Genomic DNA, 26,076 nt, shown 5'->3' on the forward strand with positions numbered 1-26,076 from the left:
TCGCATCGGCAATCTCATTAAGCTAATCCGTAACGCTATTTTCCCCGCATGACCGCACCCTATGTCACTGAAAATAAGAGTTATAGCTAGCCGTCAGGGACCCACCCATTTGTGGCTCCCGGCGTTCTTCCCCTGATTTTTGTCTCTTTCTGAGACGTTAATCCCCATTAAGACTAAGCTTATAGCATGTAATATATATTTCATCTCGCTGAAATATTATTGTCATAAACCTGTAATAATAGACTGGCATTTTATAATCGGATGTCTTTTTTCTAACATAATTCAAAAAAATATATATCTGGATAACATTGTTAACTTCGTGTATTAAATAAAGTACTTATTCCGAAGGGAAGTGACAAACATGGCTACTGCAGTATTAAACGTGAAGATCGATGACGCGCTTAAAGAAAGGCTTCGCCACTATGCGGAACACAATAACGAGAATTTAAGCGTGACGACGGAGAAACTGCTGCTGCTGGCGTTTGAAGCAGTAGAAGAGGCGGGAGTATCGGAAGAGGATATTGATAATCAGCATACGGAAGAAGAGAGTGTTTCTCCTTTTACTCCTAAAGAAATCAAAGCTCTACGTAAACTGCTGAAGAAGAGAAAATGAAACAACAACTGTCAACTGCCAGTGACTACAAAGAGGCCTGCGATCTGTTGCGTTCAGGCTACGTGAAGCATGTACGTCTTGGCTGGAATGTCGGAAGTGATGAGTTCTTTCGTATTGCGTCTGACTGGTGTGATACGGGCGCAAAAATAAAGAAAGACGGTGAAAGCTTCGTTATTTCACTGAAAGGTTTTCCTATTCCTGCTCAGCATTAACGACTGAACGGTGAAAACTGCTGACTGCATCTGTTACAGTCAGCAGTTTTTATTTTATGATCTGCTTCAAACTTTTAAATATTAAATGACGCTGCGTTTCACCGGCGGCACGTTTTTATTCAGAGCAAGCCATAGCGGTTTGATCCGCAGCAATGCCTGTTCAAGTTCTGCCGGTTCGAGCGAGAAGGGCATGCGTAAGTAGCGGTCAAACGCGCCCGATAAACCAAATCGCGTTCCGGTCCCCAGGTTGATCCCCAGAATCTCGGCTCGCGCAGCAAGCTGCGTTGCCAGCATGCCCGGGAGTTCTATCCAGTAAGAAAGCCCGCCTTCCGCTTCATGAAATGTCCACTCCGGGAAATGTTCACGCAAAAGGTCACCGCAGCGATCGCGTCGCTCCGCCAGCATCTTCCGGCGTGCGGGCAGAAAGGTCTCGCTGTTGTTCATGAGCCACAGCGTTGCCAGTTGCTCCAGCAGCGGCGATCCTAAATCCAGCGTGTCCCGCGTTTGAGCGAGCATGGCGATAGTGCGCGAGGAGGCGCGGATCCAGCCGAGACGCAGCCCGCCCCAGAAACTTTTTCCGGCAGAGCCCAGCGTGATGACGGTGGCCTGCGGGTTAAAGGCGGCCAGCGGCGGTGGGGGAGGCGAATCAAACCAGAGATCCACCATCGTCTCATCCACCACCAGTGCCGTACGGGTTTGTGCGGCAATATCGGTGATGGCCTGACGGGTGGCGCTATCCATACATCGCCCGGTCGGGTTATGAAAGTCTGGCATCAGATACGCCAGCCGCGGCGCTGTCTGGGCAAGCGTTGCCGCGAAGCCGTCCGTATCCCAGCCCGTTTCCGGCAGCGACACCCCCACGGGCCGACACTGCGCCCCCTGGATGGCGGCAATCGCCAGCGGATAGGTGGGATGATCAACCACGACGCGATCCCCCGGTCCGGTCATCATCCGCAGCACCAGCGCAAAGCCGCTGACGGCGCCATTCACCACCATCACTTCATCCGCACGGGTGGGAAGACCCCGCGCGGTATAGCGCGCAGCAATGGCTTCCCGCAGTGCTGGCAGCCCAAGCTGGTCGTAGCCCGTCAGCGAGAGGTGCTGCGTAATGGCCGTGAGCGCATGGGTATACGCCTGGTGGATCTCAGGTCCGGCGTTGAGGGCGGCGGTGGAGAGATCCAGTGCGGCGCTCGCCGCTGAGAGGGTGGGAACGGCGCGTGTATCCGGGAGGATCACGCGTGACCCGCTGCCGTGACGGCTTTCCAGGTAACCTTCTTCACGCAGATGGGCGAGGGCGCTGCTGATGGTCGTTCGGCTTACGTCCAGCGCAGAGGCCAGTTCGCGCTCGCCCGGCAGCCGCGTATTCAGTGCCAGCCGGCCATCAAGGATTAACAGACGCAATGCATCGGCCAGCTGACGCCAGAGTGGCGTGCGGGAAGAGGTTTGCTGCCAGTGGCCTAACAGGCGTATCAGAGACTGGCTTCCGAAGCGGCGTGATGACATATGCAGTCCACTATTTGAAAACTGGACATTAATCATAGTGCCATTTTAGGTCAGGATGAAAGCCTGGTTCACTGGAGAAGCGAAAAATGGTACGTCGTTTGCTACAACTGTATGTCGGTCTGGGGCTGTATGGTCTTTCCACCGCGATGTTTATTCGTTCCGATTTAGGGGTCGATCCCTGGGATGTTTTTCACCTTGGGGTAGGGATGCAGCTGGGGATGAGTATCGGGACGGTGATCATTTTAACCGGTGCCGCGGTACTGCTGCTGTGGATCCCCCTGCGTCAGATGCCGGGGCTCGGCACAATCAGTAACGTGATTTGTATTGGTCTGGCGGCGGATGCCAGCATGGCATTCATCCCGGAGGTGAGTTCGTTGCCCATTCGACTCACGCTGCTGGTGGGCGGGATTGTGATGAACGCGATTGCGACCAGCATGTACATCGGAGCCGGTTTCGGCCCGGGCCCGCGCGATGGCCTGATGACCGGCATTCATGCCCGGATGGGATGGTCTATTCGCAGCGTGCGTACCTCCATTGAGGTGTCTGTCCTGCTGATTGGCTGCGTGCTTGGCGGCACGTTTGGAGTGGGAACCGTATTGTATGCCCTGACGATTGGCCCGCTTATCCAGCTCTGTCTGCCCTGGTTCCGTCAGAAGCCGCGGATTGAGGACATCCCCCAGCCGGAGCGGGTTGTTTAATTTGCGAAGCGCTCACATGTTTTTCAGGGCGTCGCTGTGCCAGAATAGGACCTCCGAAACACGCGATGCCAGCATGCATGAAAGCAATCACACTCTATGATGTCGCCCTCCTTGCGGGGGTTTCTTATCAGACCGTTTCCCGCGTCATTAACGACGCGGAACATGTGTCTGCCCGCACCCGGGAAAAGGTGCAGCAGGCGATGGCGGAGCTGCACTACGTGCCTAACCTTCGGGCACAGCAACTGGCGGGGAAACGCACCCGCACGCTGGGGCTCATCACCACCGATCTGGCCCTGCACGCCCCTTCGCAAATTGTCTCGGCGGTGAAATCCCGGGCGGCAGAACAGGGGGCGAGCGTCCTCATTTCGATGGTGGAACAGCCGCACCAGTGTCAGGCCGCGATTCAGGCGTTGCTGGCGCAGCGCGTGGAAGCGCTGCTGGTGAATGTTCCGCTTGACGATCCGCATGCCGAACAGCTCAGGGCGCTGGCATTGCCTGTCCCGGTGCTGTTTCTCGATGTCTCCCCTTCAGCGCAGGTCAATAGTCTCGTCTTTAATGCCGCGGAGGGCGCACGTCTGGGCGTTGAGCATCTGCTTTCGCTGGGGCATCAGCGCATTGCCCTGCTGAGCGGGCCGGAAAGTTCGGTCTCCGCACGGGCACGTCTGGCGGGCTGGAAAGCGGCCCTGGCAAGGGCGGGTCTTGACGCCGCCGCCGTGGCCTACGGTGACTGGAGCGCGGCCAGCGGATATGAGAAGGGGCATTTGCTGTTATCTGCGCCGGCATTACCGGATGCGATTCTGGTGGCCAACGATCAAATGGCCCTCGGGGTGATGCGCGCCTGCGCGGAAAAAGGGATCGCGATCCCGGGTCAGATATCCGTGGTCGGGTTCGACGATACGGCGGACAGCGCCTGGTTTTCCCCACCGTTGACGACCATTCGCCAGGCGTTTCGCGAGGCAGGTGAACGCAGCGTGGAGTGGTTGCTGGCGCCCACCGGGGACGAAGCGTGCTGGCAGGTTCAGCTGCCGGTGACGCTGGTGACCCGCCACTCCAGCGCGCGCTACGCCCCCCAGCAGGCGGAGCACGAGACACTGGCGCAACAGCTCAGAAGCCTGGCGCTACTGGCGGAGCAACTGGCCCGCAAGTAAGACTTTTGTGATCTGACTCGCTACCCCGCAAACGTTCGCTTTACCGTTACCGGATGCCAGGGCATGTTAACTAAAATTGTGAGCGCTTCGCAAAGAGGTTACTATGTCCCATACTCCATCGCTGACCCTCAGCGCCATTCTCGCCCGACGCGACTGGGAAAACCCGGGGGTTACCCAGTGGAACCGTCTGGCGGCACACACGCCGTTATACAGCTGGCGTGATGAACAATCCGCCCGGGATGACGCCGGATCTGTCAGCAGGCGCTGCCTCAACGGGATGTGGCGGTTCAGCTACTTTGCTGCCCCCGAGCAGGTTCCTCAGGCATGGGTTACCGAAGATTGCGCAGATGCTGTGGCCATGCCCGTGCCGTCTAACTGGCAGATGCAGGGATTTGACACGCCCATCTACACCAATGTGACTTATCCGATACCGGTTAACCCACCTTTTGTTCCGCAAGAAAATCCTACCGGTTGTTACTCGCTCACATTTGACATGGGCGTCTTACAGGCCGGGCAAACCCGCATTATTTTTGACGGCGTGAACGCGGCGTTTCATTTGTGGTGTAACGGGCAGTGGATAGGTTATTCCCAGGACAGTCGACTGCCCGCTGAATTTGACCTGACAACGGCATTACGCCCCGGGCAGAACCGCCTCGCGGTGATGGTATTACGCTGGTGCGACGGCAGTTATCTGGAAGATCAGGACATGTGGCGCATGAGCGGTATTTTCCGCGATGTGTCCTTGCTGCATAAGCCTGAGACGCACATTGCGGATTACCATGTTGTTACCGACCTGAACGCGGATCTGGACCGCGCGGTGCTGAACGTGGAGGTCGCGCTGGCGGGCGCTGACTTCGCGGCGTGCGACGTGGCGATGACCTTGTGGCGCAACGGTGAGCGCTGTGCAAGCGTCACCCAACAGCCTGGCTCTGCCATTGTGGATGAACGCGGAAACTGGGCCGAGCGGTTAACGGCGGCAATCCCCGTGGTGTCCCCCGCGTTATGGAGTGCGGAAACGCCGGAACTCTATCGCCTGACGATCGCGCTTCGCGATGCGCAGGGCAACGTGCTGGAGAGTGAAGCCTGTGACGTTGGCTTCCGCCGGGTTGAAATCAGCAACGGTCTGTTGAAACTCAACGGTAAACCCCTGCTGATCCGCGGGGTTAACCGGCACGAGCATCATCCGGAAAACGGCCAGGTGATGGACGAAGCGACGATGCGTCGCGATATCGAACTGATGAAACAGCACAACTTCAACGCCGTGCGCTGCTCGCACTACCCGAACCACCCCCTGTGGTACCGGCTGTGCGATCGCTATGGCCTGTACGTTGTTGATGAAGCCAATATCGAAACCCACGGCATGGTGCCGATGAGCCGTCTTGCTGACGATCCGCGCTGGCTGCCCGCCATGAGCGAGCGTGTGACCCGCATGGTGCAGCGCGATCGTAATCACCCCTCCATTATCATCTGGTCGCTGGGCAATGAGTCCGGGCACGGCGCAAACCACGACGCACTGTATCGCTGGGTGAAATCCACGGACCCGACGCGTCCGGTACAATACGAAGGCGGTGGGGCGAATACAGCGGCGACGGATATCGTCTGTCCGATGTACGCCCGTGTCGATCAGGATCAGCCTTTCCCGGCGGTGCCGAAATGGTCGATCAAGAAATGGATCGGCATGCCGGATGAAACGCGGCCGCTGATCCTTTGCGAATATGCACATGCGATGGGTAACAGCTTCGGCGGGTTCGCGAAATACTGGCAGGCGTTTCGCAGCCATCCTCGCCTGCAGGGTGGGTTTGTCTGGGACTGGGTCGATCAGGCTTTGACGAAGAGAGACGAAAAGGGCAACGCCTTCTGGGCCTACGGCGGTGATTTTGGCGATAAACCGAATGACCGGCAGTTCTGCCTGAACGGGCTGGTGTTCCCCGATCGCACACCGCATCCGGCACTGTATGAGGCGCAACGCGCACAGCAATTCTTCACCTTTACGCGGGTCAGCACCTCTCCGCTGGTGATAGAGGTGCAAAGCGGCTACCTGTTCCGTCACACCGATAACGAGGTGCTGAGATGGACGGTTGCCCGGGACGGGGAGGTGCTGGCTTCGGGCGAGGTGACGCTCGCGATGGCGCCTGAAGGCGCTCAGCGTCTGGAGATCGCCCTGCCAGAGATAAAGGCTGAACCGGGTGAGGTCTGGCTGAACGTTGAGGTTTATCAGCCGCGGGCGACGCCGTGGTCTCCTGCCAACCATCGCTGTGCCTGGGCGCAGTGGCAGCTCCCGACGCCGCTGTTTATTGCACTGCCTGACCCGGTAGGTGAGCCGCCGGTGCTGGCGCAAAGCGATGCCATGATGATCCTGACGCACCGGCAGCAGCGATGGCTTTTCGATCGTGCTTCAGGAAACCTGACGCAGTGGCTGAACAATGGTGTTGAAACGCTGCGTTCACCGCTGAGGGATAACTTTACCCGCGCGCCGCTGGATAATGATATCGGCGTAAGCGAGGCCACGCGAATTGACCCTGATGCATGGGTTGAGCGCTGGAAGGCGGCGGGAATGTACGATTTAACCCCGCGGGTGTTGCATTGTGAAGGCGAGCAGCGTGCCAATGAGGCTGTAGTGACGACGCTGCATGCCTGGGAATATCGCGGAAAAGCGCTGTTCCTGAGCCGTAAGGTGTGGCGGGTGGACAGCCAGGGGAGGTTGCACGGCGATATTCAGGTGGATATTGCGTCCGATATCCCGGAACCCGCGCGCGTTGGCCTGAGCGTGCATCTCGCCGAAACGCCGGAGAACGTTCGCTGGCTGGGTCTGGGCCCGCATGAAAACTATCCGGACCGAAAGCTGGCGGCACAGCAGGGGCGCTGGAGATTACCCCTGGACGCCATGCACACGCCGTATATCTTCCCGACGGAAAATGGCTTGCGCTGTGATACCCGCGAGCTGGTGCTGGGAACGCATCAGCTGGATGGCCGCTTCCATTTCTCGGTGAGCCGCTACAGCCAGCAGCAGCTGCGAGAGACAACCCATCAGCATCTGCTGCGTGCAGAGCCGGGATGCTGGCTCAATCTTGATGCATTCCATATGGGCGTGGGCGGCGATGACTCCTGGAGCCCCAGCGTCTCGCCGGAATTTATCCTCCAGCAACGCCAGCTGCGTTATACCTTCAGTTGGCGGCAGACGCTTAACTGACCCGTGAGAGGCGGCCACAGGGCGTGGCCGCCTGCTTACCCCAGAATCCCGCTCAGGCCGTGCAGGCTCATGTAAATCCCTACAACAGTAATCAGCGCAGCGGAGATCCACGGCGCTTTTCGGGAAAGTTCGCTAAACCCGGGCCAGCGTTTTGTCGCGTGTTTGAGGCTTAAGGCGGCAATCGCGCCGGAAGCGACCAGGGTGATCGCCAGACCAATACTAAAGCTGAACACCAGCGTTGCGCCCAGGGCAAAATGCTTGAGCTGCAGGCAGATAAGCAGAACGGTGATGGATGCCGGGCAGGGGATGAGCCCGCCGGTCAGGCCAAACACCACGATCTGTCCGGTGGTGACGTTTTGGCCGCTGAAGCGCCGGTTAATATCCTGCGCGTGGGCGCGCTGGTGAGCGTCCCGCCACTCCTCATCAACCAGCGGATGTTCGTGGTGGTGATCATGCTGGTGGTCATGGTCATGGTCATGGTCGTGATGATGGTGGTGATGATCGTGCGGCTGGCTCTCTTTCCAGGTCCGCCACGCCATCCACAGGGCGATCAGGACAATCAAGACTCCCGAAATCAGCTGGAACCACGGCTCTGAAGTATGCGCATCCCAGCCCCGACCAAACCATAATCCCGCCATGGCAATAACCCAGACTACCGCCGTATGGGAAAGTGTGGCTGCCAGACCGAGCAGCACCGCCTGCTTCAGCGTGCCGCGGATGGCTACAATAAAGGCCGCCATCATCGTTTTTGAGTGACCCGGCTCCAGGCCATGTAGCGCGCCGAGCAGAATAGCGCTGGGAACAAACAGCCAGGCATTGCCCTGCTGCAGAAGTGAAGCAAAATCGTTCATGGAAAATTCCGGAGTGAAAAGCGTGCTTAGATAGTACTCCCCCCCAGTAGGTTAATACTACCCCCCAGTAGAAAAATACTCAGGGGGAGTAGAGCGTGATATGCTTTAAATGCCAAAAAAGAGAAGGGATCACCCGATGTCACATACCGTTCGCGACAAGAAAATGTTATTGACCCGCCTGAAGAAAATTCAGGGTCAAAGTAACGCTCTGGAGAAAATGCTGAACAGCGATCACGAATGCGCCGAGGTGCTACAGCAGCTGGCGGCAATCCGTGGCGCGGTTAACGGCATGATGATGCAGGTGATCGAAGGGCATTTAACCGATCACGTGGTGAAAGAGCCCGAAGAAGCGCAGCGTGAAGCCGATCTTGGCGTGGTGTTGCAGGTGATCAAATCTTATCTTAAGTAGCGTGCGTTTCGAGGTTGTGTTCTGCCCAGAGAATAAATTCCGTTTTGGGCAGCGCTTTGCTGTAGTACCACCCCTGCCCATACTGCACGCCGTGTCGGTGCAGCCAGGCGAGTTGCCCTGCGGTTTCGACTCCCTCCGCAACCATCGCCAGCTTCAGCGATTTCGCCATTTCAATAATGTGCGGCGTCACGTTTTTATACTCCAGCGCATCCACGAATGATTTATCAATCTTGAGCGTGTCGACATCAAGGTCCTGCAGATAGCTCAGGCTGGAGTAGCCCGTTCCAAAATCATCAATATAGACAGGATGGCCCGCCCGGCGGAATGCGGCGATAGCCGGCGCGCTAATTTGAGGATCGGCAAAGCCACGCTCGGTTAACTCAAGGGCGATCTGCCCGGGATGGACTTGCCACTTATTCAGCAAGTGGCTCAGCAGCGGCGGCAGCGTGCCGGAGGTCAAATCGGCGGGGGCGAGGTTGATGGAGATGTGCTGGTCACCGTGCAAATGCAGCCAGTGGCCCATGTCTTCAAATACTTTTTCGATGACCAACTGCGTCAGCTGCGAAATGAGCCCCGTTTGCTCGGCCAGCGGCACAAAGATATCAGGAGAAAGACTGCTTCCGTCTGGCTGGGGCCAGCGCGTCAGCGCTTCTGCGCCAACAATTTTCCCGCTACACAGCGCCACGATGGGCTGATAGTGAACCACAAAATCGCGGCTGTTAATGGCGTCAAGCAGGCGATTGCGCGGCGACTGGATGCGACGCAGTATCCGCAGGACAAAAAGCGCGGCAAGCAGGCTTATCAGAATGCCGAAGGGCAGCCAGAACAGCAGCTGCCGGTGCCAGGTTTCAGCCAGCGGTTTGAGCGTCGCCCATGCGACAACGGTAAACCCCAGTTCGGGGACGGGCTTCATCACATACATCGAACCGTTGTACTGAACGCTGGTCATCTCCTGACCCTTAATCATGTCCCGGATGTGCGGATCGAGTGTATTGCTGCTGGCGAAGATGCGGCGTGTTGCACTTCCGACCAGGGCGGCATCAATCGCTATCTCACCGAAAGGGATCACATCCACCAGCGAAGCCGGATCGACCATGACCAGATAATGTCCTTTACCCAGCACAGCCATGTAGTGATTAAACCCAAGATCGTTTTGGGTGGTCAGCCATGCACTGTAACCATCTTCGGTAATGCGCATCGGCGGCGGGAAAGGGGACGCATGACTGGTTTGCTCCAGGGAGGAGCAGAGCGGTTTGAGGCTGTCGATATAAATCACTTCCTGGATATATCGCCACGAGAAAGCGACCCGTCGCATCTCCCTCAAATGCAAAGGGCTACACGGCACGCCCTCAAAGGCCTGCAGGTGATCGAGCGCTTCTTTCGCCTGATCCACGACCCTGTCGGTGCGTATCAGCACGCGTGAGGCATAGTTATCCAGGGCATCGACAAATTTATCTTCCGCCTGGCGATGAGCCAGCCAGATGCTCAGGCAAATGGGGACCAGCACAGAAAAGATAAGTATGCCGGTCACCAGACTGACCAGATGTCGGGTTTTCATGCTGTCGTTTCCTTCCTCGTATGCCCGCTCCTGAGCCCTGAGTTCCCTGCCTGAAGAGAAAGTTTTTACCGCGAAATGATATAGTTATAGCACGTGGGTGGCATGGTTTTCATTTTATCTCAGGGAAACCCGAAAATATCACCCTGATAGAGGGGTTGTTTTTACAGCCTGGCCTGGATATTATTTTGTTATGTTATAACAAAACATAAGAGGTTTATGATGAAACCAGATATCCATCCCACTTATCGTACCGTGGTCTTCCACGACACCAGCGCCAATGAATATTTTAAAATTGGCTCAACCATTAGCACCGACCGCGAAATTGAGCTCGACGGTGAAACGTATCCGTACATCACCCTTGATGTCTCGTCAAAATCGCACCCGTTTTATACCGGCAAGCAGAAAACGTTCTCCACGGATGGCAGCGCGGCGCGCTTCCGTAAGCGTTATGGCGGTTTTATCAATGCGAAGCGGGGCTAATCATGCAGGTACTTAACTCATTACGTAGCGCAAAACAGCGTCACCCGGATTGCCAGATAGTCAAACGCAAGGGACGCTTATATGTGATTTGCAAATCTAATCCGCGTTTTAAGGCGGTTCAGGGACGTAAAAAAAGACGCTAGACGCGCGTTACTCGCCAGCTTTCCAGGGATCTTTTCTGTTTGCCATCGGCAGTAAAATTGTCGGTGGCAAGCCAGCCTTCAAAGGCGCTTGCCAGCGCTGGCCACTCTTTGTCGAGGATTGAAAACCAGTCGGTGTCCCGGTTATGTCCTTTTGTCACCAGCGCCTGGCGAAAACGCCCCTCAAACTGAAAACCCAGACGCAGGGCCGCTTTGCGGGACGGTTCGTTCAGACTATTGCATTTCCATTCATAACGCCGGTAACCAAGGGTATCAAAAACATACTGCATCAGCAGATATTGCGCTTCTGTTGACATAGGTGTGCGGCTTAACAGGGGAGAGAAGTGAACGTGCCCCACTTCCACAACGCCGTTTTTAGGATCGATCCGCATCAGGGCCAGCGTGCCGACCGGAGATTGGGTCTGGTTATCGATAACGGTAAAGTGCATGGGATCGGATAACTCACTCACGCTCGCGACCCATCCGGCGAACGCCTCTGCGGTGGCATCGGGCTCACGCAGAAGCCACGTCCAGCTGCGGGTATCTTCGGCCTGAGCATACGCGCAGAACAGCGCGTTAGCATGCTCCACCCGCAGCGGCTCAAGCCGGCAGTAACGACCCTGAAGTACCACCCGGGACGGATGTGGACGGGGTTGCCAGTCGATAAGCGGTTCGCCCACGGGCTGCCCAAACTGATTGATTGTATTCATCTTCATCTCCGTGACGTTGAAAAGAGTTTCAGACTAATGAATTGCTGGTTCCTTAAAAAGAACCACCAGGTTATGTTTTGATGGCGCCACGAGGAGGTGAGATGAATATTCCGGGTGATGAACTGTATACCTTGCTCAATGCAGCGCTGAAAAAACGTGGCGAGGAGACGCTCCAGCGTACGCTCTATCTGGCTTTGCGGGAGGCCATTCTGAGCGGAAGACTCCGCTCCGGCAGCCAGCTTTCCGGTTCGCGCACGCTGGCCCGGCAGCTCTCCCTTTCCCGCAATACCGTCAATGCGGCGCTGGACCAGCTCACCCTCGAAGGGTATCTGCAGCGTAATCGCCAGGGAACGCGGGTAACACTGTTTGCGCAGCGTGCTGTCCCGAGGTCATTGCCGGACCCTGCCATCACGCTTGCCAGACGGGTCAGCCTGCTGCCTGCACCGGTGCAGCGGGATACCCCGGTTCTTGCCTTTACGCCGGGGACACCCGCCATTAACTATTTCCCTCTGCCGCTATGGCGGCGGTTGTATGACCGCGTGATGCGGGAGGAGGGAAGCGCCCTGTTAGGTTACGGCGACCCCGCCGGCGAGCCGTCGCTGCGGGCAGCGATTGCCCGGCACCTAGCCTTGTCCCGCGGCATTGACTGTGACGCCAGCCAGATAGTGATCACTGAAGGCGCGCTTGAAGGCGTCAACCTGTGCACGATGCTGTTGAGCGAGCCGGGGGATATCGCCTGGGTAGAAAACCCCGGCTACAGTGGGGCAAAAAGCGCGTTTGTTAAAACCGGCCTGACGATGAAGGGGATCCCGGTGGATGACGAGGGAATGTGCTGGGAGGGACTGAATGCACCTTCTCCCGCGTTAATTTTTACCTCACCCTCACATCAGTTTCCTTACGGGAGCGTGCTCAGTGCCCGGCGGCGTCTGGCCCTGCTGGCGCTGGCCAGAGAGCATAACGCCTGGATTATTGAGGACGACTACGACAGCGAATTCCGTTATGCCGGTGAGCCCGTACCGGCGATGCTGGGAATGGTGGCGAATGCTCCCGTGGTCTATCTGGGGACGTTCAGTAAGACGCTGTTTCCGTCGCTCAGAATGGGATTCATGGTGTTGCCGCCAGCGCTGGCGACAGCGGCTCGTCCGGCCATTGGCTCGCTATTGCGCGGAGGGCATCGCGCGGAGCAACGTACCCTGGCGTTGTTTATTGAAGAGGGCCATTATGCCCGCCATCTCGCCGCCATGCGTCGGCTCTATCGCAAACGCTACCGCCAACTGCGTGAAGTGCTGGTTACAGAGCTTCATACCCCTCACCGCATTCTGGCGGGTGAAGGCGGCATGCATCTGACGCTGGCGATAGACGGGATTGACGACCAGAAGCTGGTGGAGCAGGCGAGGGCGTTTCAGCTGGCACCCGCTGCGTTGAGCGGGTATTACCTGGAGGCGAAGCAGGGGAAAACCGGTCTGGTGTTAGGTTACGGCAATACCTCTGCTTCGCAGTTTGCGCCGGGGATCCGACGTATTCAGGCGCTCATTACGCAGCAGCAGGGCGGGAAAGGGTAAAAACATCGTAGAAAGAGAGCTGACCTTTAGTGGAAACCATTTTCTGCAGCTTCTCTTTTTGCTCGGTTTTCACTGCCGGAGAGTGCATGATGCTGTCGATAAGCTCCCCAGGTACGAAACGCGTGTTGTACCATTCGCCGTTGTAGCAGACCCGGAAATCGAGGACATCGATATCCTCGTAACGGTAGCGCGGGTTCACGTCAAAAAAGAAAAAGGCATTAAAGACGACAAACAGCACCACCAGCAGCCAGACGGAGTCCACCAGCGTTTCGGACTTGAGCATCACAATAAGCGTCGCCAGCCAGGCGGCATACATGGCGACAAACAGGCCAGGATGTTTGCGGATAAAGCTAATGCTAAAGCGCGGGCGATTATCGCGCTTTTCGCGGACGTTAAGATCGTCGATAGTGGCGATGAGCAGGCGCTGTATCTCGGTCATTTTTTGCCTTCATGAGAGTTGACAATACAGGGTGACCGCCAATTTTAGGGGAGCCATCAGGCTGAAAAAAGTAACAGTCTGACGCTAAAAGACCATAACAGTTGGCTCCCAGTCCCTCACAGCGTTTTGATGATTTTTGCCGGGTTACCGCCCACGACGACGTTAGCCGGAACGTCTTTCGTCACGACAGCACCGGAGGCCACCACCACATTATCCCCTATCGTGACGCCAGGGTTAATGACCGCCCGACCACCGAGCCAGACATTATTTCCAATGGTGACGGGTTTTCCAAACTCCACGCCGCTATTACGCGCTTCCGCGTCCAGGGGATGGGTAGCCGTATAAATATGCACACCCGGTGCGAGCATGCAGTTATCGCCAATATGAATGGGGCAGACATCCAGCATCACGCAATCGAAGTTAGCGTAAAAGTTTTTGCCGAGATAAATGTTATATCCATAGTCACAGCGGAAGCTCGGTTCAATATAAGCCCCTTCGCTTTGCCCCAGAAGTTCCGCCAGAATGTTCTGGCGTTCTGTTTTTTCATCCGGCGCGGTGTGGTTATAGCGATAAATAAGATGGCGGGCTCGCAGTCGGTCGGCCCGTAACGTCTCATCACCGGGGCGGTAATGTTCACCGGCAATCATCTTCTGTTTTTCTAAGCTCATGGGAAACCTCTCTGGATGTCATTACCGCAGGGTAATCGGAACAGACCAGAAGGGGAACGTTCCCGGTAAGCCTGTGTGACTGTAGTCACAACATTGTTGCTGATGAACACGTTTTACACGGAGACCTGGCATACGCACAGGAGGTCTAACGGGACAGGTAAATATCGTTCAGAACGTGGCGTAGAACTCTACAGACACCTTTCAATGATTAACGGACAAATTTCCATACCGACGTTGGGATTTTGTCATACAGCTTATTCATGGTCAGCTCAGCAAGACGATGGTCAGCGGCTGAATAAAATACCGCCAGTTCATTATCAGAAAGCTCGTATTTATTCTTTTCAATGACGCGTTCGAGGGTGTCAATTGACTGACAACGTCGCAGGCGCATCAAATAATCGATCTTAGTGAGTGGTTTATCAGACATAAATTCACCTTAGTATTAGTAATTGTAATAATTTTAACAGGAAAGACTAACCGGGTTAGCTCTGCTCACGTTGACGAAACAGCGGAATAGCCGGTTTCCCGATTTACGCCATTTTTGCAAATCCTGGGCGTTAATGCCGTAACTGCTGAACAACATAAAGGTGTCATCCAGGTATTCATCAATTTGCTCAATGAGCTTATTATCTTCATTGTACTTAATTTTATAATTAAGTGCGAAGGTTGCGATATGCTCTATCAACTCATTCAACTGTAAATTGATGGCAGACGTTGGGTCGTTTACCCAGCCATGGTTGCTTTCATCAAGGTTGGCAAGGCAGTCATGGTACAAGGATTCGCAGAGAAATTTCAACTGCGCGATATCATGCCTTTTTGGCGAGTACTCGTCCATAGCGCATCCCCTTCTGAGTGATTTCTTACTCACCGAACATCATTGTCGGGATGGATACAACATACTTAGCCACACGGGTGCGGTGTTCCTGATAACTCTAACTATAAGCCACTCTCATCAGGATTTCATCGCGCTATTACGAAAAATTACAAATAAAACTGCAGACTGCGAGCGTTAACGCAATTGTTCCTCCAGAAGAGAACTTTTTGAACCCAATTAACACTGGCTTTTTATCGCTTCCTTACCTTTCATTGGCTTAGCGTAAACAACGAGAAAAGTTCAGTTCCGGAGTTCTCTTTGTCAGAACTTCTTATTAGGAATATTCCTAACAACTTAAGCGGGGAAATGAAATTAAAAAAATCCTGAATTCACCGATTAAGTTATCCATTAATTATGATATGTCTAATTAAGATGGCAGAAAATAAATGGAACGACAATAAGCGTAATTTATGATTTTTTCTGAAAATGAAAAAGGCCGCGAATGCGGCCTTTTTATCATGTGGAACCGGTATCAGTGAGGTTCTACCGAATGACTGTGCTCAATATCTTCATTCTTACGGCTGAAGCGGCGGCGAACCACCACGAAGAACACCGGTACGAAGAAGATAGCCAGTACGGTCGCGGTGATCATACCGCCCATAACCCCTGTACCAACCGCGTTCTGCGCGCCGGAGCCCGCACCGGAGCTGATAACCAGCGGCAGTACGCCGAGGATAAACGCCAGGGACGTCATCAGGATAGGGCGCAGACGCATACGAACCGCCTCCAGCGTCGCCTCAATCAGACCTTTGCCTTCTTTCTCCATCAGATCTTTGGCGAATTCGACGATAAGTATCGCGTTCTTCGCCGACAAGCCAATGGTTGTCAGCAGGCCTACCTGGAAGTACACGTCGTTGGTCAGTCCACGGAACGTCGCTGCAAGCAGCGCACCGATAACCCCGAGTGGCACCACCAGCATAACCGAGAACGGAATAGACCAGCTCTCATACAGTGCCGCCAGACACAGGAAGACCACAATCAGTGAAATGGCGTACAGAGCAGGGGCCTGGTTACCGGACAGACGTTCCTGATAGGACATACCGGTCCAGTCATAGCCGATACCCGAAGGCAGTTTGCTTGCCAGCTCTTCCATCAGGTTCATGGCTTCACCGGTGCTTCGGCCCGGCGCAGCCTGACCCAGGATCTCCATAGATGGCAGACCGTTATAGCGTTCCAGACGCGGTGAACCGTACTCCCAGCGCGACGTAGAGAACGCCGAGAACGGCACCATCTGACCGTTGCTGCCACGCACGAACCAGTTATTGATATCGTTCGGCAACATGCGGTATTGCGCTTCTGACATCACGTACACTTTCTTCACTCGACCGCGGTCGATGAAGTCGTTAACGTAGCTACCGCCCCAGGCTGCACCCAGTGTGGTATTGATGTCACTGATGGACACGCCCAGCGCCTGAGCTTTCTCCTGGTCGATGTCGATTTTGAACTGCGGCGTATCTTCCAGGCCGTTTGGACGCACGCCGACCAGCAGGTCAGGATGTTTCGCGACTTCACCAAACAACTGGTTACGCGCCTGCGTCAGTTTTTCGTGACCCAGACCGCCCTGGTCGATCAGCTGGAAGTCGAAACCGGTCGCGGTACCCAGTTCAACAATCGCTGGCAGGTTGAAGGCGAAGACCATCGCATCTTTAATTTGCGAGAAGGTGCCCATTGCACGGCCGGTAATGGCCTCAACTTTGTTCTCTTTACCCGGGCGTTCCGCCCAGTCTTTCAGAGAGACGAAGGCTATACCGGTGTTCTGGCCACGACCCGCAAAACCAAAGCCGTTAACCGCAAACACAGACTCAACGTTGGCTTTCTCTTTGGTGAGGTAGTAGTCCGTCACTTCATCCAGCACTTTTTGGGTACGCTCTTGCGACGCACCCGCCGGAAGCTGTGCCATCGTCAGGAACACGCCCTGATCTTCATCCGGCAGGAACGAGCTTGGCAGACGAACGAACAGGAAAGCCATACCCACCACGATGATGATATAGAGCAGCAGATAACGACCGGTGCTGCGCAGGATGTTACCCACGCTGTCGGTGTAGTGGTGCGTGCTCTTATCAAACATGCGGTTAAACCAGCCGAAGAATCCTTTGTGCTCGCCATGGCCGCCTTTCTGAATCGGCTTCAGCATTGTGGCACACAGCGCAGGCGTCAGGATCAACGCCACCAGCACCGACAGCGCCATCGCCGAGACGATGGTAATCGAGAACTGACGGTAAATCGCACCGGTAGAGCCCCCGAAGAAGGCCATCGGGATAAATACCGCAGACAGGACCATCGCAATACCGACCAGCGCGCCCTGGATCTGACCCATTGATTTACGGGTCGCTTCTTTCGGCGGTAGACCTTCCTCCGCCATGACACGCTCGACGTTTTCTACCACCACGATGGCGTCATCCACCAGCAAGCCGATGGCGAGCACCATCCCGAACATCGTCAGGGTGTTTATCGAGAAGCCAAAGGCCGCGAGAATGGCAAATGTCCCCAGCAGAACGACCGGAACGGCGATAGTTGGGATAAGCGTCGCACGGAAGTTTTGCAGGAACAGATACATTACCAGGAAGACCAGAATGATCGCTTCTGCCAGCGTCTTCACCACTTCGTGGATCGAGATTTTAACGAACGGCGTGGTGTCGTACGGATAAACGATCTTCAGACCTGACGGGAAGAACGGTTCCATTTTCTTCAGTTCTGCACGGATCGCCGTGGCGGTGTCCAGGGCGTTAGCGCCTGTCGCCAGTTTGATCCCCAGACCCGAAGCCGGTTTACCGTTGAACTTCGCGATGATGTCGTAGTTCTCACCGCCCAGCTCAACTTTCGCCACGTCGCGCAGGCGAACCTGCGAACCGTCCTGATTCACTTTCAGCAGAATTTTGCTGAACTCATCAGCAGAGGTCAGACGGGTCTGCGCGATGATCGAGGCGTTAAGCTGCTGGCCTTTCACCGGCGGCGTACCGCCTAACTGACCGGCTGCCACCTGGGCGTTCTGCGCTTTAATGGCGTTAATTACATCAACCGGGGTCAGCTGGAAGTTGTTCAGTTTGTTCGGATCCATCCAGATACGCATCGCGTACTGGGAACCGAACAGCTGCACGTCACCCACACCGGAGGTACGGCTGATGGCGTCTTTCATGTTGGCGCCCACGTAGTCGGAAATATCCTCCTGCGTCATGGTGCCGTTGGTGTTGATAACGCCGACAACCATCAGGAAGCTACTGGACGATTTCTCGACGCTCACGCCCTGCTGTTGCACTTCCTGCGGCAGCAATGGCATCGCCAGCTGCAGCTTGTTCTGCACCTGAACCTGCGCAATGTCAGCATCCGTACCTGACTCGAAGGTCAGGGTGATCTGCACGGTACCGGTTGAGTCACTGTTTGAGGACATGTACATCAGGTTATCGATACCGTTCATGTTCTGTTCGATAACCTGCGTCACGGTGTCCTGCACCGTTTTCGCATCAGCCCCTGGATAGGTTGCGGAAATTGTCACCGCCGGAGGCGCAATCGTTGGATATTGCGCGACAGGCAGCTTCAGGATCGCAAGTCCCCCAGCCAGCATGATGATAATGGCGATCACCCACGCAAATATGGGGCGATCGATAAAGAAATTAGGCATGTCTTAACGGCTCCTGTTTAAGTTAAGACTTGGTTTGTTCTGACTGGCCAGCGGCCGAAGCTTGTTGTTTATCGTCAGATTTCACTTCCTGTGCTTTAACCTGCGCGCCAGGACGAACTTTTTGCAAACCAGTAACAATCACGCGATCGCCATCTTTCAGACCTTCCGTCACCAGCCATTTATCGCCAATCGCCTGGGTGGCGGTGATATTGCGCATTTCAACTTTGTCATCTGCCCCAACAACCAGTGCGCTCGCATCGCCGCGCGGCGTACGGGTCACACCCTGTTGTGGAACCAGAAGGGCGGTTGGATTCGTTCCTTCTTCCAGACGTGCGCGAACAAACATCCCTGGCAGCAGATTTTTGTCAGGATTCGGGAAAATCGCACGTAAGGTGATGGAACCGGTGGTCTGGTCGACCGTCACATCAGAGAACTCCAGGGTACCTTCCTGTGGGAACTTGATACCGTCGTTGGTAATCAGCTCCACTTTGGCTTTGCCGTTTTCCTGTTTCAGGGTGCCGTTAGCCAGCTCCTGTTTCAGACGCAGGAAGTCGTTGCTGGACTGCGTAACGTCAACGTAGATCGGATCAAGCTGCTGTACGGTCGCCAGCGCCGAGCTCTGGCCGTTCTGCACCAGCGCCCCTTCCGTCACGGAAGACTTACCAATACGACCGCTGATAGGGGAGGTCACTTTGGTATAGGCCAGGTTGATGCGCGCGGTTTCAACGGCCGCTTTTGCTGCTACCACAGCCGCGTTTGCCTGCTGGGCATCCGCCAGGGCAGTATCATAATCCTGTTGGCTGATGTACTTAGTCCCGAGCAGTTTCTGGTAACGGTTCAGCGTCAGCTGGGCAATTTTGGCTGCGGCTTGCGCTTTCGCCAGGTCGCCTTTCGCGCTTTCATACGATGCCTGATAGGTTGCAGGATCAATCTGATACAGAGACTCACCGGCCTGTACATCACCGCCTTCAGTAAAGTTACGTTTCAGGATAATGCCGCTAACCTGAGGACGCACTTCCGCAATGCGGTAAGCACTGGTACGGCCGGGTAATTCGGTGGTGATTTGTAGAGGTTCAGATTTGAGCGTCACGACGCCGACTTCTGGCGCCTGCTGAGCTCCTTGTTGAGCCGGTTTGTCGTCACATCCTGTTAGCGCTAAGCTGCCTGAGAGCATCAGAACGACCGCCAGAGGCGTTAACCCTCTGTTTTTGTTCATATGTAAACCTCGAGTGTCCGATTTCAAATTGATCAATGGTCCTGAGTCCAAAAACCCATTGCTGCGTTTATATTATCGTCATGCTATGGTACATACATTCACAAATGTATGTAAATCTGACTCCTGTAAATTCACTCACCTATGGCACGAAAAACCAAACAACAAGCGCTGGAAACCCGACAACACATTCTGGATGTGGCAATACGTTTGTTTTCCCAGCAGGGGGTGTCATCCACCTCGCTGGCTCAAATTGCTCAGGCTGCCGGTGTGACGCGGGGAGCGATTTACTGGCATTTTAAAGACAAGTCAGATCTGTTCAGTGAAATCTGGGAGCTTTCAGAGTCCAGCATTAGCGATCTCGAGAGTGAGTATCGGGCAAAATTCCCTGACGATCCACTCTCAGTATTAAGAGAAATATTAGTATATATCCTTGAAGCGACGGTAGTTGAAGAACGTCGCAGGTTAATGATGGAAATTATCTTCCATAAATGCGAGTTCGTGGGGGAGATGGCGGTGGTGCAGCAGGCGCAGCGCAGCCTTAGCCTGGAAAGTTATGACCGTATTGAGCACAACCTGCGGCTGTGCATGGAGGCAAAACTGTTACCGGCCAATCTGTTCACCCGCCGGGCGGCTATCCTGATGCGCAGCTACATTTCCGGTCTGATGGAAAACTGGCTCTTTGCGCCGCAATCCTTTGACCTCAAAGCGGAAGCCCGCAGCTACGTCGCGATTTTACTGGAAATGCTACAGCTCTGTCCGACCCTGCGCAGCGATGCGCCTTCGCTGACTGCCTGAGGCCTTTCCAGGATTTATCTCAGAGGATAACGTTCGCGCTATTCTGCTTCAGGCGAGCGTGATATTCTTCACGCCGGACTATTTTCGGTCATCTTCTGACATCATTCACAATTATGCTGCCCATCAATCGCTCGCAACATCCTGTTTTTGCATTGCTCTTTGCGATGCTGTTTTTCTTCGCTACGGCGCCGCTGACCTGGGCCCGCGCCGATAACAGCAATGATATCCCCTCGCGTGCCGATGTTCAGTCGCAACTCGACACCCTGAACAAACAGAAAGACCTCTCTCCTCAGGATAAGCTTATCCAGCAGGATTTAACGGAAACGCTGGAAACGCTGGATAAAATTGAGCGTGTCAAAGCCGAAACCGCCCAGCTTCGTCAGAAGGTGGCGCAGGCCCCTGAAAATATGCGTAAAGCGACGGAATCGCTGAATGCCCTGAGTGACGTCGATAACGACGACGAAACGCGCAAAACGCTCTCGACGCTCTCCCTGCGTCAGCTGGAATCGCGCGTTGCGCAGTTACTCGACGACCTGCAAACCGCGCAATCCGATCTCGCAACCTATAACAGCCAGCTGGTCTCCCTGCAGACCCAGCCCGAGCGTGTGCAAAACGCGATGTACGCCGCGTCTCAGCAGCTGCAGCAAATTCGCAACCGTCTGAATGGCACGACGGTGGGGGAAGGCACACTGCGCCCGACCCAGCAAACCCTGCTGCTGGTGCAGCAGACTTTGCTCAATGCGCAGATCGAACAGCAGCGCAAAAGCCTGGAAGGGAACACGGTGCTGCAGGATACGCTGCAGAAGCAGCGTGATTACGTCACCGCAAATATTAATCGCCTGGAACACCAGCTTCAGCTGTTGCAGGAGGCGGTTAACAGCAAGCGTCTGACGCTGACGGAAAAAACCGCCCAGGAGGCCGTCTCACCTGACGAAACCGCCCGCATCCAGGCGAACCCGCTGGTGAAACAGGAGCTTGAGGCTAACCATCAGCTTAGCCAGCGCCTGATACTGGCGACAGAAAACGGCAACTCGCTGGTTCAGCAAAATATCAAAGTTAAAAACTGGCTGGATCGCGCGCTGCAGGCGGAACGCAATATCAAAGAGCAGATCGCGGTCCTCAAAGGCAGCCTCCTGCTGTCGCGTATTCTCTACCAGCAGCAGCAGACGCTCCCGTCCGCCGATGAGCTGGAGGACATGACCAACCGCATTGCGGATTTACGTCTGGAACAATTCGACGTTAACCAGCAGCGCGATGCCCTGTTCCAGAGCGATGCCTTTGTCGCCAAAATTGAAGAGGGCCATTCCAGCGACGTGAATCCTGAAGTGCACGATGCGCTGCTTCAGGTTGTTGATATGCGTCGCGAGCTGCTGGACCAGCTCAACAAACAGCTGGGCAACCAGCTGATGATGGCCATTAACCTGCAAATCAACCAGCAGCAGCTGGTGAGCGTCTCGAAAAGCCTGCAGGAGATCCTGACCCAGCAGATTTTCTGGGTAAACAGCAACAAACCCATGGACTGGGACTGGGTGAAATCCTTCCCGGAGACGCTGAAAACGCAGATCAAGAGCATGAAAATCACCGTGAACTGGGAGAAAGCCTGGCCTGCGGTGATGATTGCCTTCCTGGCGGGGTTACCGCTGCTGCTGATCGCGGGTCTGATTCGCTGGCGTCTGGGCTGGCTGAAAAAATACCAGGCCAAACTGGCGTCTGAAGTGGGGCAACTGCGAAACGATAGCCAGCTGCATACGCCAAAAGCGATTCTGATCGACCTCATTCGTGCCCTGCCGGTATGCCTGATTATCCTGGCGGTGGGCCTGATCCTGCTCACCATGCAGCTTAACGTCAGCGATCTGCTGTGGGCGTTCAGTAAAAAACTGGCGCTGTTCTGGCTGGTGTTCGGCGTGTGCTGGAAGGTGCTGGAAAAAGACGGCGTGGCCGTGCGTCATTTCAACATGCCTGCCCAGCTGACCAGCCACTGGCGTCGTCAGATTGTGCGCATCAGCCTGGCGCTCCTGCCGCTGCACTTCTGGTCGGTTGTCTCTGAACTTTCCCCGCTGCATCTGATGGATGATGTGCTGGGCCAGCTGGTCATCCTGCTGAACCTGCTGCTGATTGCTATCCTGATGTGGCCGATGTGCCGCGACAGCTGGCGTGATAAAGAGTCCCACAATATTCGTCTGGCCACCGTGACGGTGCTGGCGATCATTCCGCTGGCGCTGATGGTGCTTACGGCGACGGGCTACTTCTATACCACGCTGCGCCTGTCCGGACGCTGGATTGAAACGGTCTATCTGGTGATCGTCTGGAATCTGCTCTACCAGACCGTGCTGCGAGGCCTGAGCGTAGCGGCCCGTCGCATTGCCTATCGCCGCGCCATCGCGCGTCGTCAGCATCAGGTGAAAGAGGGGGCCGAAGGGGCTGAGCCACAGGAAGAGCCGACCATCGCGCTGGAGCAGGTTAACCAGCAGACGCTGCGTATCACCATGCTGGTGATGATCGCGCTGTTTGCCGTGATGTTCTGGGCAATCTGGTCCGATCTTATTACCGTTTTCGCCTATCTCGACAGCATTACCCTCTGGCAATACAACGGAACCGAAGCCGGCGCGGCGGTCATGAAAAGCGTGACCATGGGTAGCCTGCTGTTTGCTCTGGTGTCGTCGGTCGTGGCCTGGGCACTGATTCGCAACCTGCCGGGCCTGCTGGAAGTGCTGGTTCTGTCGCGTCTGAATCTGCGCCAGGGGGCCTCGTACGCCATTACCACGATCCTCAACTACGTCATCATTATTGTGGGGGCGATGACGGTCTTTGGCTCGCTTGGCGTGTCGTGGGACAAACTGCAGTGGCTGGCAGCCGCGCTCTCGGTCGGTCTGGGTTTTGGTCTGCAGGAGATCTTCGGTAACTTTGTCTCTGGTCTGATTATCCTGTTCGAACGTCCGGTGCGTATCGGCGATACCGTCACCATCGGCACCTTCTCCGGTACGGTCAGCAAGATCCGTATTCGTGCCACCACCATCACCGACTTCGATCGTAAAGAGGTGATCATCCCGAACAAAGCGTTTGTGACCGAGCGTCTGATCAACTGGTCGCTCTCCGACACGGTGACGCGCGTGGTGATCCGCCTGGGTGTGGCGTATGGATCGGATCTGGAGAAGGTGAAAGAGGTGCTGCTCAAGGCGGCGTCGGAACATCCGAAAGTGATGCACGATCCGGCCCCGGCAGTGTTCTTCACCACCTTTGGGCCGAGCACGCTGGATCATGAACTGCGTTTATACGTGCGTGAACTGCGTGACCGCAGCTACACGGTGGATGAGCTGAACCGTTCTATCGATCGCCTGTGTCGTGAAAACGATATTAATATCGCCTTCAACCAGCTTGAGGTTCACCTGCGTAATGAAAAAGGTGATGAGCATACGGAAGTGAAGCGCGAGATTAAGGGGGACGATCCTCATCCTAACCCTCTCCCTTGAAGGGAGAGGGAATAATCGGGTGCGGACTGCTTTTACCCTCTCCCCTCTGGGGAGAGGGTAGGGTGAGGGGAAAGTTTTCCCTCAAAATCCCGACGCACAATCTCCAGCGCCTTCAGTACCGTTTCTGCAGGGATCTCATGATTCTCCAGCAGCATAATCAAATCGACGGCCAGTTTGACCTCATCGGGTGCATTTTCCAGTGACATAAGTATGGCTCCTGTTAACGGGTCAAACGTTCAATGACGCGCTCAATCTCCTCCAGCGCCTGACGGCAGCGGACTATGCGACCTTCAAGCGCGCCGATCTCGCGCATCAATAGCTGCTGTTCTTCCAGCGTTTCGCTGTTGTTCAGCCGCACTTCGCGTTCGCGCTTCATCTCAAACAGCCGGCGTTCAAACTCCTGATTTTCCAGCCGCTTTCGCTGCCATTTGCCGAGCCCCGGCGAGGCACTGTCCCAGGCGCGCAGCGGCCAGGCGGCAATTTCGCGGTGCAGGGCGGTAATCTGCTCAGTGAGATGCTCAGCGAGCCACGCCACCTGTTCAGGCTGTTCACGCTCAACGGCATGGCGCAGCTCGTCGAGGTTGGTCTGCGCTTCCGCAATATACTCCTCGATGACCGTGCCGCGGGTACGAAAAAGCAGCCGGTCAAAGCGCGGCTTCAGCGTGGCGTGCCCCAGCAGAGGGGTGGCCTCGGCTCGCAGGGCGCTCAGCTGTTTTTGCAGCATCTCCAGAAGCAAGGCTGTTTTCAAGGCGCTCTCCAGTGGTAAAGTAGCCGTTCAGTTTGATAACGATTCGCATTATGCAGCGTACTATTTTAATCATCATTGGCTGGCTCGCGGTAGTGCTTGGCACGCTGGGCGTGGTTTTGCCCCTGCTGCCGACCACGCCGTTTATCCTGCTGGCGGCCTGGTGCTTCGCCCGCTCGTCACCGCGTTTTCACCACTGGCTGCTGTATCGCTCGTGGTTTGGTGGCTATTTGCGGCACTGGCAAAAACACCGGGCCATGCCGCCCGGTGCGAAGCCGCGCGCGATCGCGGTGATCCTCATCACCTTCGCGATGTCTTTATGGCTGGTGAAAATGCTGTGGGTGCGGATCCTGTTGCTGGTCATACTCACCTGTCTGCTCATCTTCATGTGGCGGATCCCCGTGGTTGATGAAAAGCAACAAAAGCACTGAAGCCTCATCATGGCTGTTGCAATTATCACGCGCAGCCAGTAAATTCGACCGTTTTCGAGCACAGGTGCGCCTGGTCAAAGGTTAAACAATTGTTGCCTTGGCCGACTCGTTGCGCGCCGTGAGTAACACTGTTTCATTTAGGCAAAACCGATGACCGCAACTGCACAGCAGCTTGAATATCTGAAAAACAGCATCAAAAGCATCCAGGACTATCCAAAGCCTGGCATTCTTTTCCGTGATGTCACCAGCTTGCTGGAAGACCCGAAAGCGTACGCCCTCAGCATTGAACTGTTGGTCGAGCGTTATAAAAACGCCGGGATCACCAAAGTAGTAGGTACCGAAGCCCGCGGCTTCCTGTTTGGCGCACCGGTTGCGCTGGCGATGGGCGTAGGGTTTGTGCCAGTGCGTAAACCGCGCAAGCTGCCGCGTGAAACCATCGCCGAGAGCTATGAGCTGGAGTACGGCACCGATCAGCTGGAGATCCACGTTGATGCGATCAAGCCTGGCGACAAAGTGCTGGTGGTTGACGACCTGCTGGCAACCGGCGGCACTATCGAAGCAACCGTGAAGCTGATTCGTCGTCTGGGTGGCGAAGTGACCGACGCGGCCTTCATCATCAACCTGTTCGATCTCGGCGGTGAGCAGCGCCTGGAAAAACAGGGCATTACCAGCTACAGCCTGGTGCCTTTCCCGGGTCATTAATCCCGGTTTTCACAACCTCGCTCAATGGGTGAGGTTGTGATAG

At 55.5% G+C, this 26,076-nt stretch carries 25 protein-coding genes; 13 read left to right on the forward strand and 12 right to left on the reverse strand.

The genetic code is table 11. The features are described 5' to 3' along the window. Positions 1-361: 361 nt before the first annotated feature. On the forward strand, positions 362-613 hold the full coding sequence (locus SP99_RS04990) for a hypothetical protein (protein ID WP_025756163.1): 252 nt from the start codon (positions 362-364) through the stop codon (positions 611-613). Further along, positions 610-825 carry a hypothetical protein gene (locus tag SP99_RS04995; protein ID WP_023334722.1) on the forward strand — a complete coding sequence of 72 codons (216 nt, stop codon included), beginning with the start codon at positions 610-612 and terminating at the stop codon, positions 823-825. The genes SP99_RS04990 and SP99_RS04995 overlap by 4 nt, the downstream gene beginning before the upstream one ends. Before the next feature lie 81 nt (positions 826-906). Here SP99_RS04995 and yczR read toward each other — a convergent pair whose 3' ends face one another. Then, the gene (gene yczR, locus SP99_RS05000) at positions 907-2,328 is read right to left on the reverse strand and encodes a MocR-like transcription factor YczR (RefSeq protein ID WP_047957890.1); all 1,422 of its coding nucleotides are present in this window, start codon (positions 2,326-2,328) and stop codon (positions 907-909) included. 86 nt (positions 2,329-2,414) lie between these two features. On the opposite strand from yczR, the gene yczE reads away from it, so the two are divergent. The 3 genes from yczE (at position 2,415) to SP99_RS05015 (ending at position 7,364) form a co-directional block, all read left to right on the forward strand. Further along, positions 2,415-3,026: a membrane protein YczE gene (yczE, locus tag SP99_RS05005; RefSeq protein ID WP_047957891.1), complete on the forward strand. Its 612-nt coding sequence runs from the start codon at positions 2,415-2,417 to the stop codon at positions 3,024-3,026. 77 nt (positions 3,027-3,103) lie between these two features. Then, positions 3,104-4,174 carry a LacI family DNA-binding transcriptional regulator gene (locus SP99_RS05010; RefSeq protein WP_047957892.1) on the forward strand — a complete coding sequence of 357 codons (1,071 nt, stop codon included), beginning with the start codon at positions 3,104-3,106 and terminating at the stop codon, positions 4,172-4,174. A gap of 103 nt (positions 4,175-4,277) precedes the next feature. Further along, a complete protein-coding gene (locus SP99_RS05015; protein WP_047957893.1) occupies positions 4,278-7,364 on the forward strand; it encodes a beta-galactosidase in 3,087 nt (1,028 codons plus the stop codon). 35 nt (positions 7,365-7,399) lie between these two features. Here SP99_RS05015 and SP99_RS05020 read toward each other — a convergent pair whose 3' ends face one another. After that, entirely contained in the window at positions 7,400-8,215 is an 816-nt protein-coding gene (locus SP99_RS05020) for a nickel/cobalt efflux protein RcnA (protein ID WP_047957894.1), read from the reverse strand. Between the two features lie 136 nt (positions 8,216-8,351). On the opposite strand from SP99_RS05020, the gene SP99_RS05025 reads away from it, so the two are divergent. After that, a complete protein-coding gene (locus SP99_RS05025) occupies positions 8,352-8,624 on the forward strand; it encodes a metal/formaldehyde-sensitive transcriptional repressor (RefSeq protein ID WP_024906840.1) in 273 nt (90 codons plus the stop codon). Here the strand turns inward: SP99_RS05025 and SP99_RS05030 are convergent. After that, positions 8,617-10,182 carry an EAL domain-containing protein gene (locus SP99_RS05030; protein ID WP_047957895.1) on the reverse strand — a complete coding sequence of 522 codons (1,566 nt, stop codon included), beginning with the start codon at positions 10,180-10,182 and terminating at the stop codon, positions 8,617-8,619. The two genes, SP99_RS05025 and SP99_RS05030, sit on opposite strands and share 8 nt — an antisense overlap. 219 nt (positions 10,183-10,401) lie before the next feature. On the opposite strand from SP99_RS05030, the gene SP99_RS05035 reads away from it, so the two are divergent. Together SP99_RS05035 and ykgO are read left to right on the forward strand one after the other, a co-directional pair. Next, positions 10,402-10,662, forward strand: coding sequence for a type B 50S ribosomal protein L31 (locus SP99_RS05035; RefSeq protein ID WP_047957896.1), 261 nt, complete (start codon positions 10,402-10,404; stop codon positions 10,660-10,662). Positions 10,663-10,664: 2 nt separating this feature from the next. Continuing rightward, positions 10,665-10,805: a type B 50S ribosomal protein L36 gene (gene ykgO / locus SP99_RS23060; RefSeq protein ID WP_003859006.1), complete on the forward strand. Its 141-nt coding sequence runs from the start codon at positions 10,665-10,667 to the stop codon at positions 10,803-10,805. Here ykgO and SP99_RS05040 read toward each other — a convergent pair. Further along, entirely contained in the window at positions 10,802-11,512 is a 711-nt protein-coding gene (locus SP99_RS05040; protein WP_047957897.1) for a GNAT family N-acetyltransferase, read from the reverse strand. The genes ykgO and SP99_RS05040 overlap by 4 nt on opposite strands. Before the next feature lie 101 nt (positions 11,513-11,613). Here SP99_RS05040 and pdxR point away from each other — a divergent pair, with 101 nt between their 5' ends. Continuing rightward, entirely contained in the window at positions 11,614-13,074 is a 1,461-nt protein-coding gene (gene pdxR / locus SP99_RS05045; RefSeq protein ID WP_047957898.1) for a MocR-like pyridoxine biosynthesis transcription factor PdxR, read from the forward strand. Here the strand turns inward: pdxR and SP99_RS05050 are convergent. From SP99_RS05050 to acrA, 6 genes are all read right to left on the reverse strand, one after another. Next, positions 13,046-13,513 carry a YlaC family protein gene (locus SP99_RS05050; RefSeq protein ID WP_047957899.1) on the reverse strand — a complete coding sequence of 156 codons (468 nt, stop codon included), beginning with the start codon at positions 13,511-13,513 and terminating at the stop codon, positions 13,046-13,048. The two genes, pdxR and SP99_RS05050, sit on opposite strands and share 29 nt — an antisense overlap. A 116-nt stretch (positions 13,514-13,629) precedes the next feature. Then, positions 13,630-14,181 (reverse strand): maltose O-acetyltransferase, encoded by a 552-nt coding sequence (maa, locus tag SP99_RS05055; protein ID WP_047957900.1) that lies wholly within the window; start codon positions 14,179-14,181, stop codon positions 13,630-13,632. 208 nt (positions 14,182-14,389) lie between these two features. Next, entirely contained in the window at positions 14,390-14,608 is a 219-nt protein-coding gene (locus tag SP99_RS05060) for an HHA domain-containing protein (protein WP_008499287.1), read from the reverse strand. Positions 14,609-14,641: 33 nt separating this feature from the next. Then, entirely contained in the window at positions 14,642-15,016 is a 375-nt protein-coding gene (gene tomB, locus SP99_RS05065) for an Hha toxicity modulator TomB (protein WP_008499288.1), read from the reverse strand. Positions 15,017-15,527: 511 nt separating this feature from the next. Then, complete coding sequence (gene acrB, locus SP99_RS05070; RefSeq protein WP_047957901.1) at positions 15,528-18,674, reverse strand: multidrug efflux RND transporter permease subunit AcrB; 3,147 nt, start codon at positions 18,672-18,674, stop codon at positions 15,528-15,530. 22 nt (positions 18,675-18,696) lie between these two features. Continuing rightward, positions 18,697-19,890 carry a multidrug efflux RND transporter periplasmic adaptor subunit AcrA gene (gene acrA, locus SP99_RS05075; protein WP_047957902.1) on the reverse strand — a complete coding sequence of 398 codons (1,194 nt, stop codon included), beginning with the start codon at positions 19,888-19,890 and terminating at the stop codon, positions 18,697-18,699. 141 nt (positions 19,891-20,031) lie between these two features. Here acrA and acrR point away from each other — a divergent pair, with 141 nt between their 5' ends. Further along, complete coding sequence (gene acrR / locus SP99_RS05080) at positions 20,032-20,685, forward strand: multidrug efflux transporter transcriptional repressor AcrR (RefSeq protein ID WP_047957903.1); 654 nt, start codon at positions 20,032-20,034, stop codon at positions 20,683-20,685. 113 nt (positions 20,686-20,798) lie between these two features. Further along, positions 20,799-24,155, forward strand: coding sequence for a mechanosensitive channel MscK (gene mscK / locus SP99_RS05085; RefSeq protein WP_047957904.1), 3,357 nt, complete (start codon positions 20,799-20,801; stop codon positions 24,153-24,155). A 32-nt stretch (positions 24,156-24,187) separates the two neighbouring features. Here mscK and rsmS read toward each other — a convergent pair whose 3' ends face one another. Next, a complete protein-coding gene (rsmS, locus tag SP99_RS23065) occupies positions 24,188-24,361 on the reverse strand; it encodes a pleiotropic regulatory protein RsmS (protein WP_053060137.1) in 174 nt (57 codons plus the stop codon). Between the two features lie 14 nt (positions 24,362-24,375). Further along, on the reverse strand, positions 24,376-24,903 hold the full coding sequence (gene priC, locus SP99_RS05090; protein WP_047957905.1) for a primosomal replication protein N'': 528 nt from the start codon (positions 24,901-24,903) through the stop codon (positions 24,376-24,378). A gap of 50 nt (positions 24,904-24,953) precedes the next feature. On the opposite strand from priC, the gene SP99_RS05095 reads away from it, so the two are divergent. Continuing rightward, entirely contained in the window at positions 24,954-25,331 is a 378-nt protein-coding gene (locus SP99_RS05095; RefSeq protein ID WP_025756147.1) for a DUF454 family protein, read from the forward strand. A 150-nt stretch (positions 25,332-25,481) separates the two neighbouring features. Next, positions 25,482-26,033, forward strand: coding sequence for an adenine phosphoribosyltransferase (gene apt / locus SP99_RS05100; RefSeq protein WP_000127359.1), 552 nt, complete (start codon positions 25,482-25,484; stop codon positions 26,031-26,033). Positions 26,034-26,076 lie beyond the last annotated feature (43 nt).

The sequence above is a fragment of the Enterobacter sp. BIDMC92 genome, from assembly GCF_001030225.1.
GTDB lineage: Bacteria > Pseudomonadota > Gammaproteobacteria > Enterobacterales > Enterobacteriaceae > Enterobacter > Enterobacter sichuanensis.

Coding starts and splice junctions, on each gene's coding strand:
- SP99_RS04990 (WP_025756163.1), top strand. CDS start 362: ATGGCTACTGCAGTATTAAACGTGAAGATCGATGACGCGCTTAAAGAA.
- SP99_RS04995 (WP_023334722.1), top strand. CDS start 610: ATGAAACAACAACTGTCAACTGCCAGTGACTACAAAGAGGCCTGCGAT.
- yczR (WP_047957890.1), bottom strand. CDS start 2,328: ATGTCATCACGCCGCTTCGGAAGCCAGTCTCTGATACGCCTGTTAGGC.
- yczE (WP_047957891.1), top strand. CDS start 2,415: ATGGTACGTCGTTTGCTACAACTGTATGTCGGTCTGGGGCTGTATGGT.
- SP99_RS05010 (WP_047957892.1), top strand. CDS start 3,104: ATGAAAGCAATCACACTCTATGATGTCGCCCTCCTTGCGGGGGTTTCT.
- SP99_RS05015 (WP_047957893.1), top strand. CDS start 4,278: ATGTCCCATACTCCATCGCTGACCCTCAGCGCCATTCTCGCCCGACGC.
- SP99_RS05020 (WP_047957894.1), bottom strand. CDS start 8,215: ATGAACGATTTTGCTTCACTTCTGCAGCAGGGCAATGCCTGGCTGTTT.
- SP99_RS05025 (WP_024906840.1), top strand. CDS start 8,352: ATGTCACATACCGTTCGCGACAAGAAAATGTTATTGACCCGCCTGAAG.
- SP99_RS05030 (WP_047957895.1), bottom strand. CDS start 10,182: ATGAAAACCCGACATCTGGTCAGTCTGGTGACCGGCATACTTATCTTT.
- SP99_RS05035 (WP_047957896.1), top strand. CDS start 10,402: ATGAAACCAGATATCCATCCCACTTATCGTACCGTGGTCTTCCACGAC.
- ykgO (WP_003859006.1), top strand. CDS start 10,665: ATGCAGGTACTTAACTCATTACGTAGCGCAAAACAGCGTCACCCGGAT.
- SP99_RS05040 (WP_047957897.1), bottom strand. CDS start 11,512: ATGAATACAATCAATCAGTTTGGGCAGCCCGTGGGCGAACCGCTTATC.
- pdxR (WP_047957898.1), top strand. CDS start 11,614: ATGAATATTCCGGGTGATGAACTGTATACCTTGCTCAATGCAGCGCTG.
- SP99_RS05050 (WP_047957899.1), bottom strand. CDS start 13,513: ATGACCGAGATACAGCGCCTGCTCATCGCCACTATCGACGATCTTAAC.
- maa (WP_047957900.1), bottom strand. CDS start 14,181: ATGAGCTTAGAAAAACAGAAGATGATTGCCGGTGAACATTACCGCCCC.
- SP99_RS05060 (WP_008499287.1), bottom strand. CDS start 14,608: ATGTCTGATAAACCACTCACTAAGATCGATTATTTGATGCGCCTGCGA.
- tomB (WP_008499288.1), bottom strand. CDS start 15,016: ATGGACGAGTACTCGCCAAAAAGGCATGATATCGCGCAGTTGAAATTT.
- acrB (WP_047957901.1), bottom strand. CDS start 18,674: ATGCCTAATTTCTTTATCGATCGCCCCATATTTGCGTGGGTGATCGCC.
- acrA (WP_047957902.1), bottom strand. CDS start 19,890: ATGAACAAAAACAGAGGGTTAACGCCTCTGGCGGTCGTTCTGATGCTC.
- acrR (WP_047957903.1), top strand. CDS start 20,032: ATGGCACGAAAAACCAAACAACAAGCGCTGGAAACCCGACAACACATT.
- mscK (WP_047957904.1), top strand. CDS start 20,799: ATGCTGCCCATCAATCGCTCGCAACATCCTGTTTTTGCATTGCTCTTT.
- rsmS (WP_053060137.1), bottom strand. CDS start 24,361: ATGTCACTGGAAAATGCACCCGATGAGGTCAAACTGGCCGTCGATTTG.
- SP99_RS05095 (WP_025756147.1), top strand. CDS start 24,954: ATGCAGCGTACTATTTTAATCATCATTGGCTGGCTCGCGGTAGTGCTT.
- apt (WP_000127359.1), top strand. CDS start 25,482: ATGACCGCAACTGCACAGCAGCTTGAATATCTGAAAAACAGCATCAAA.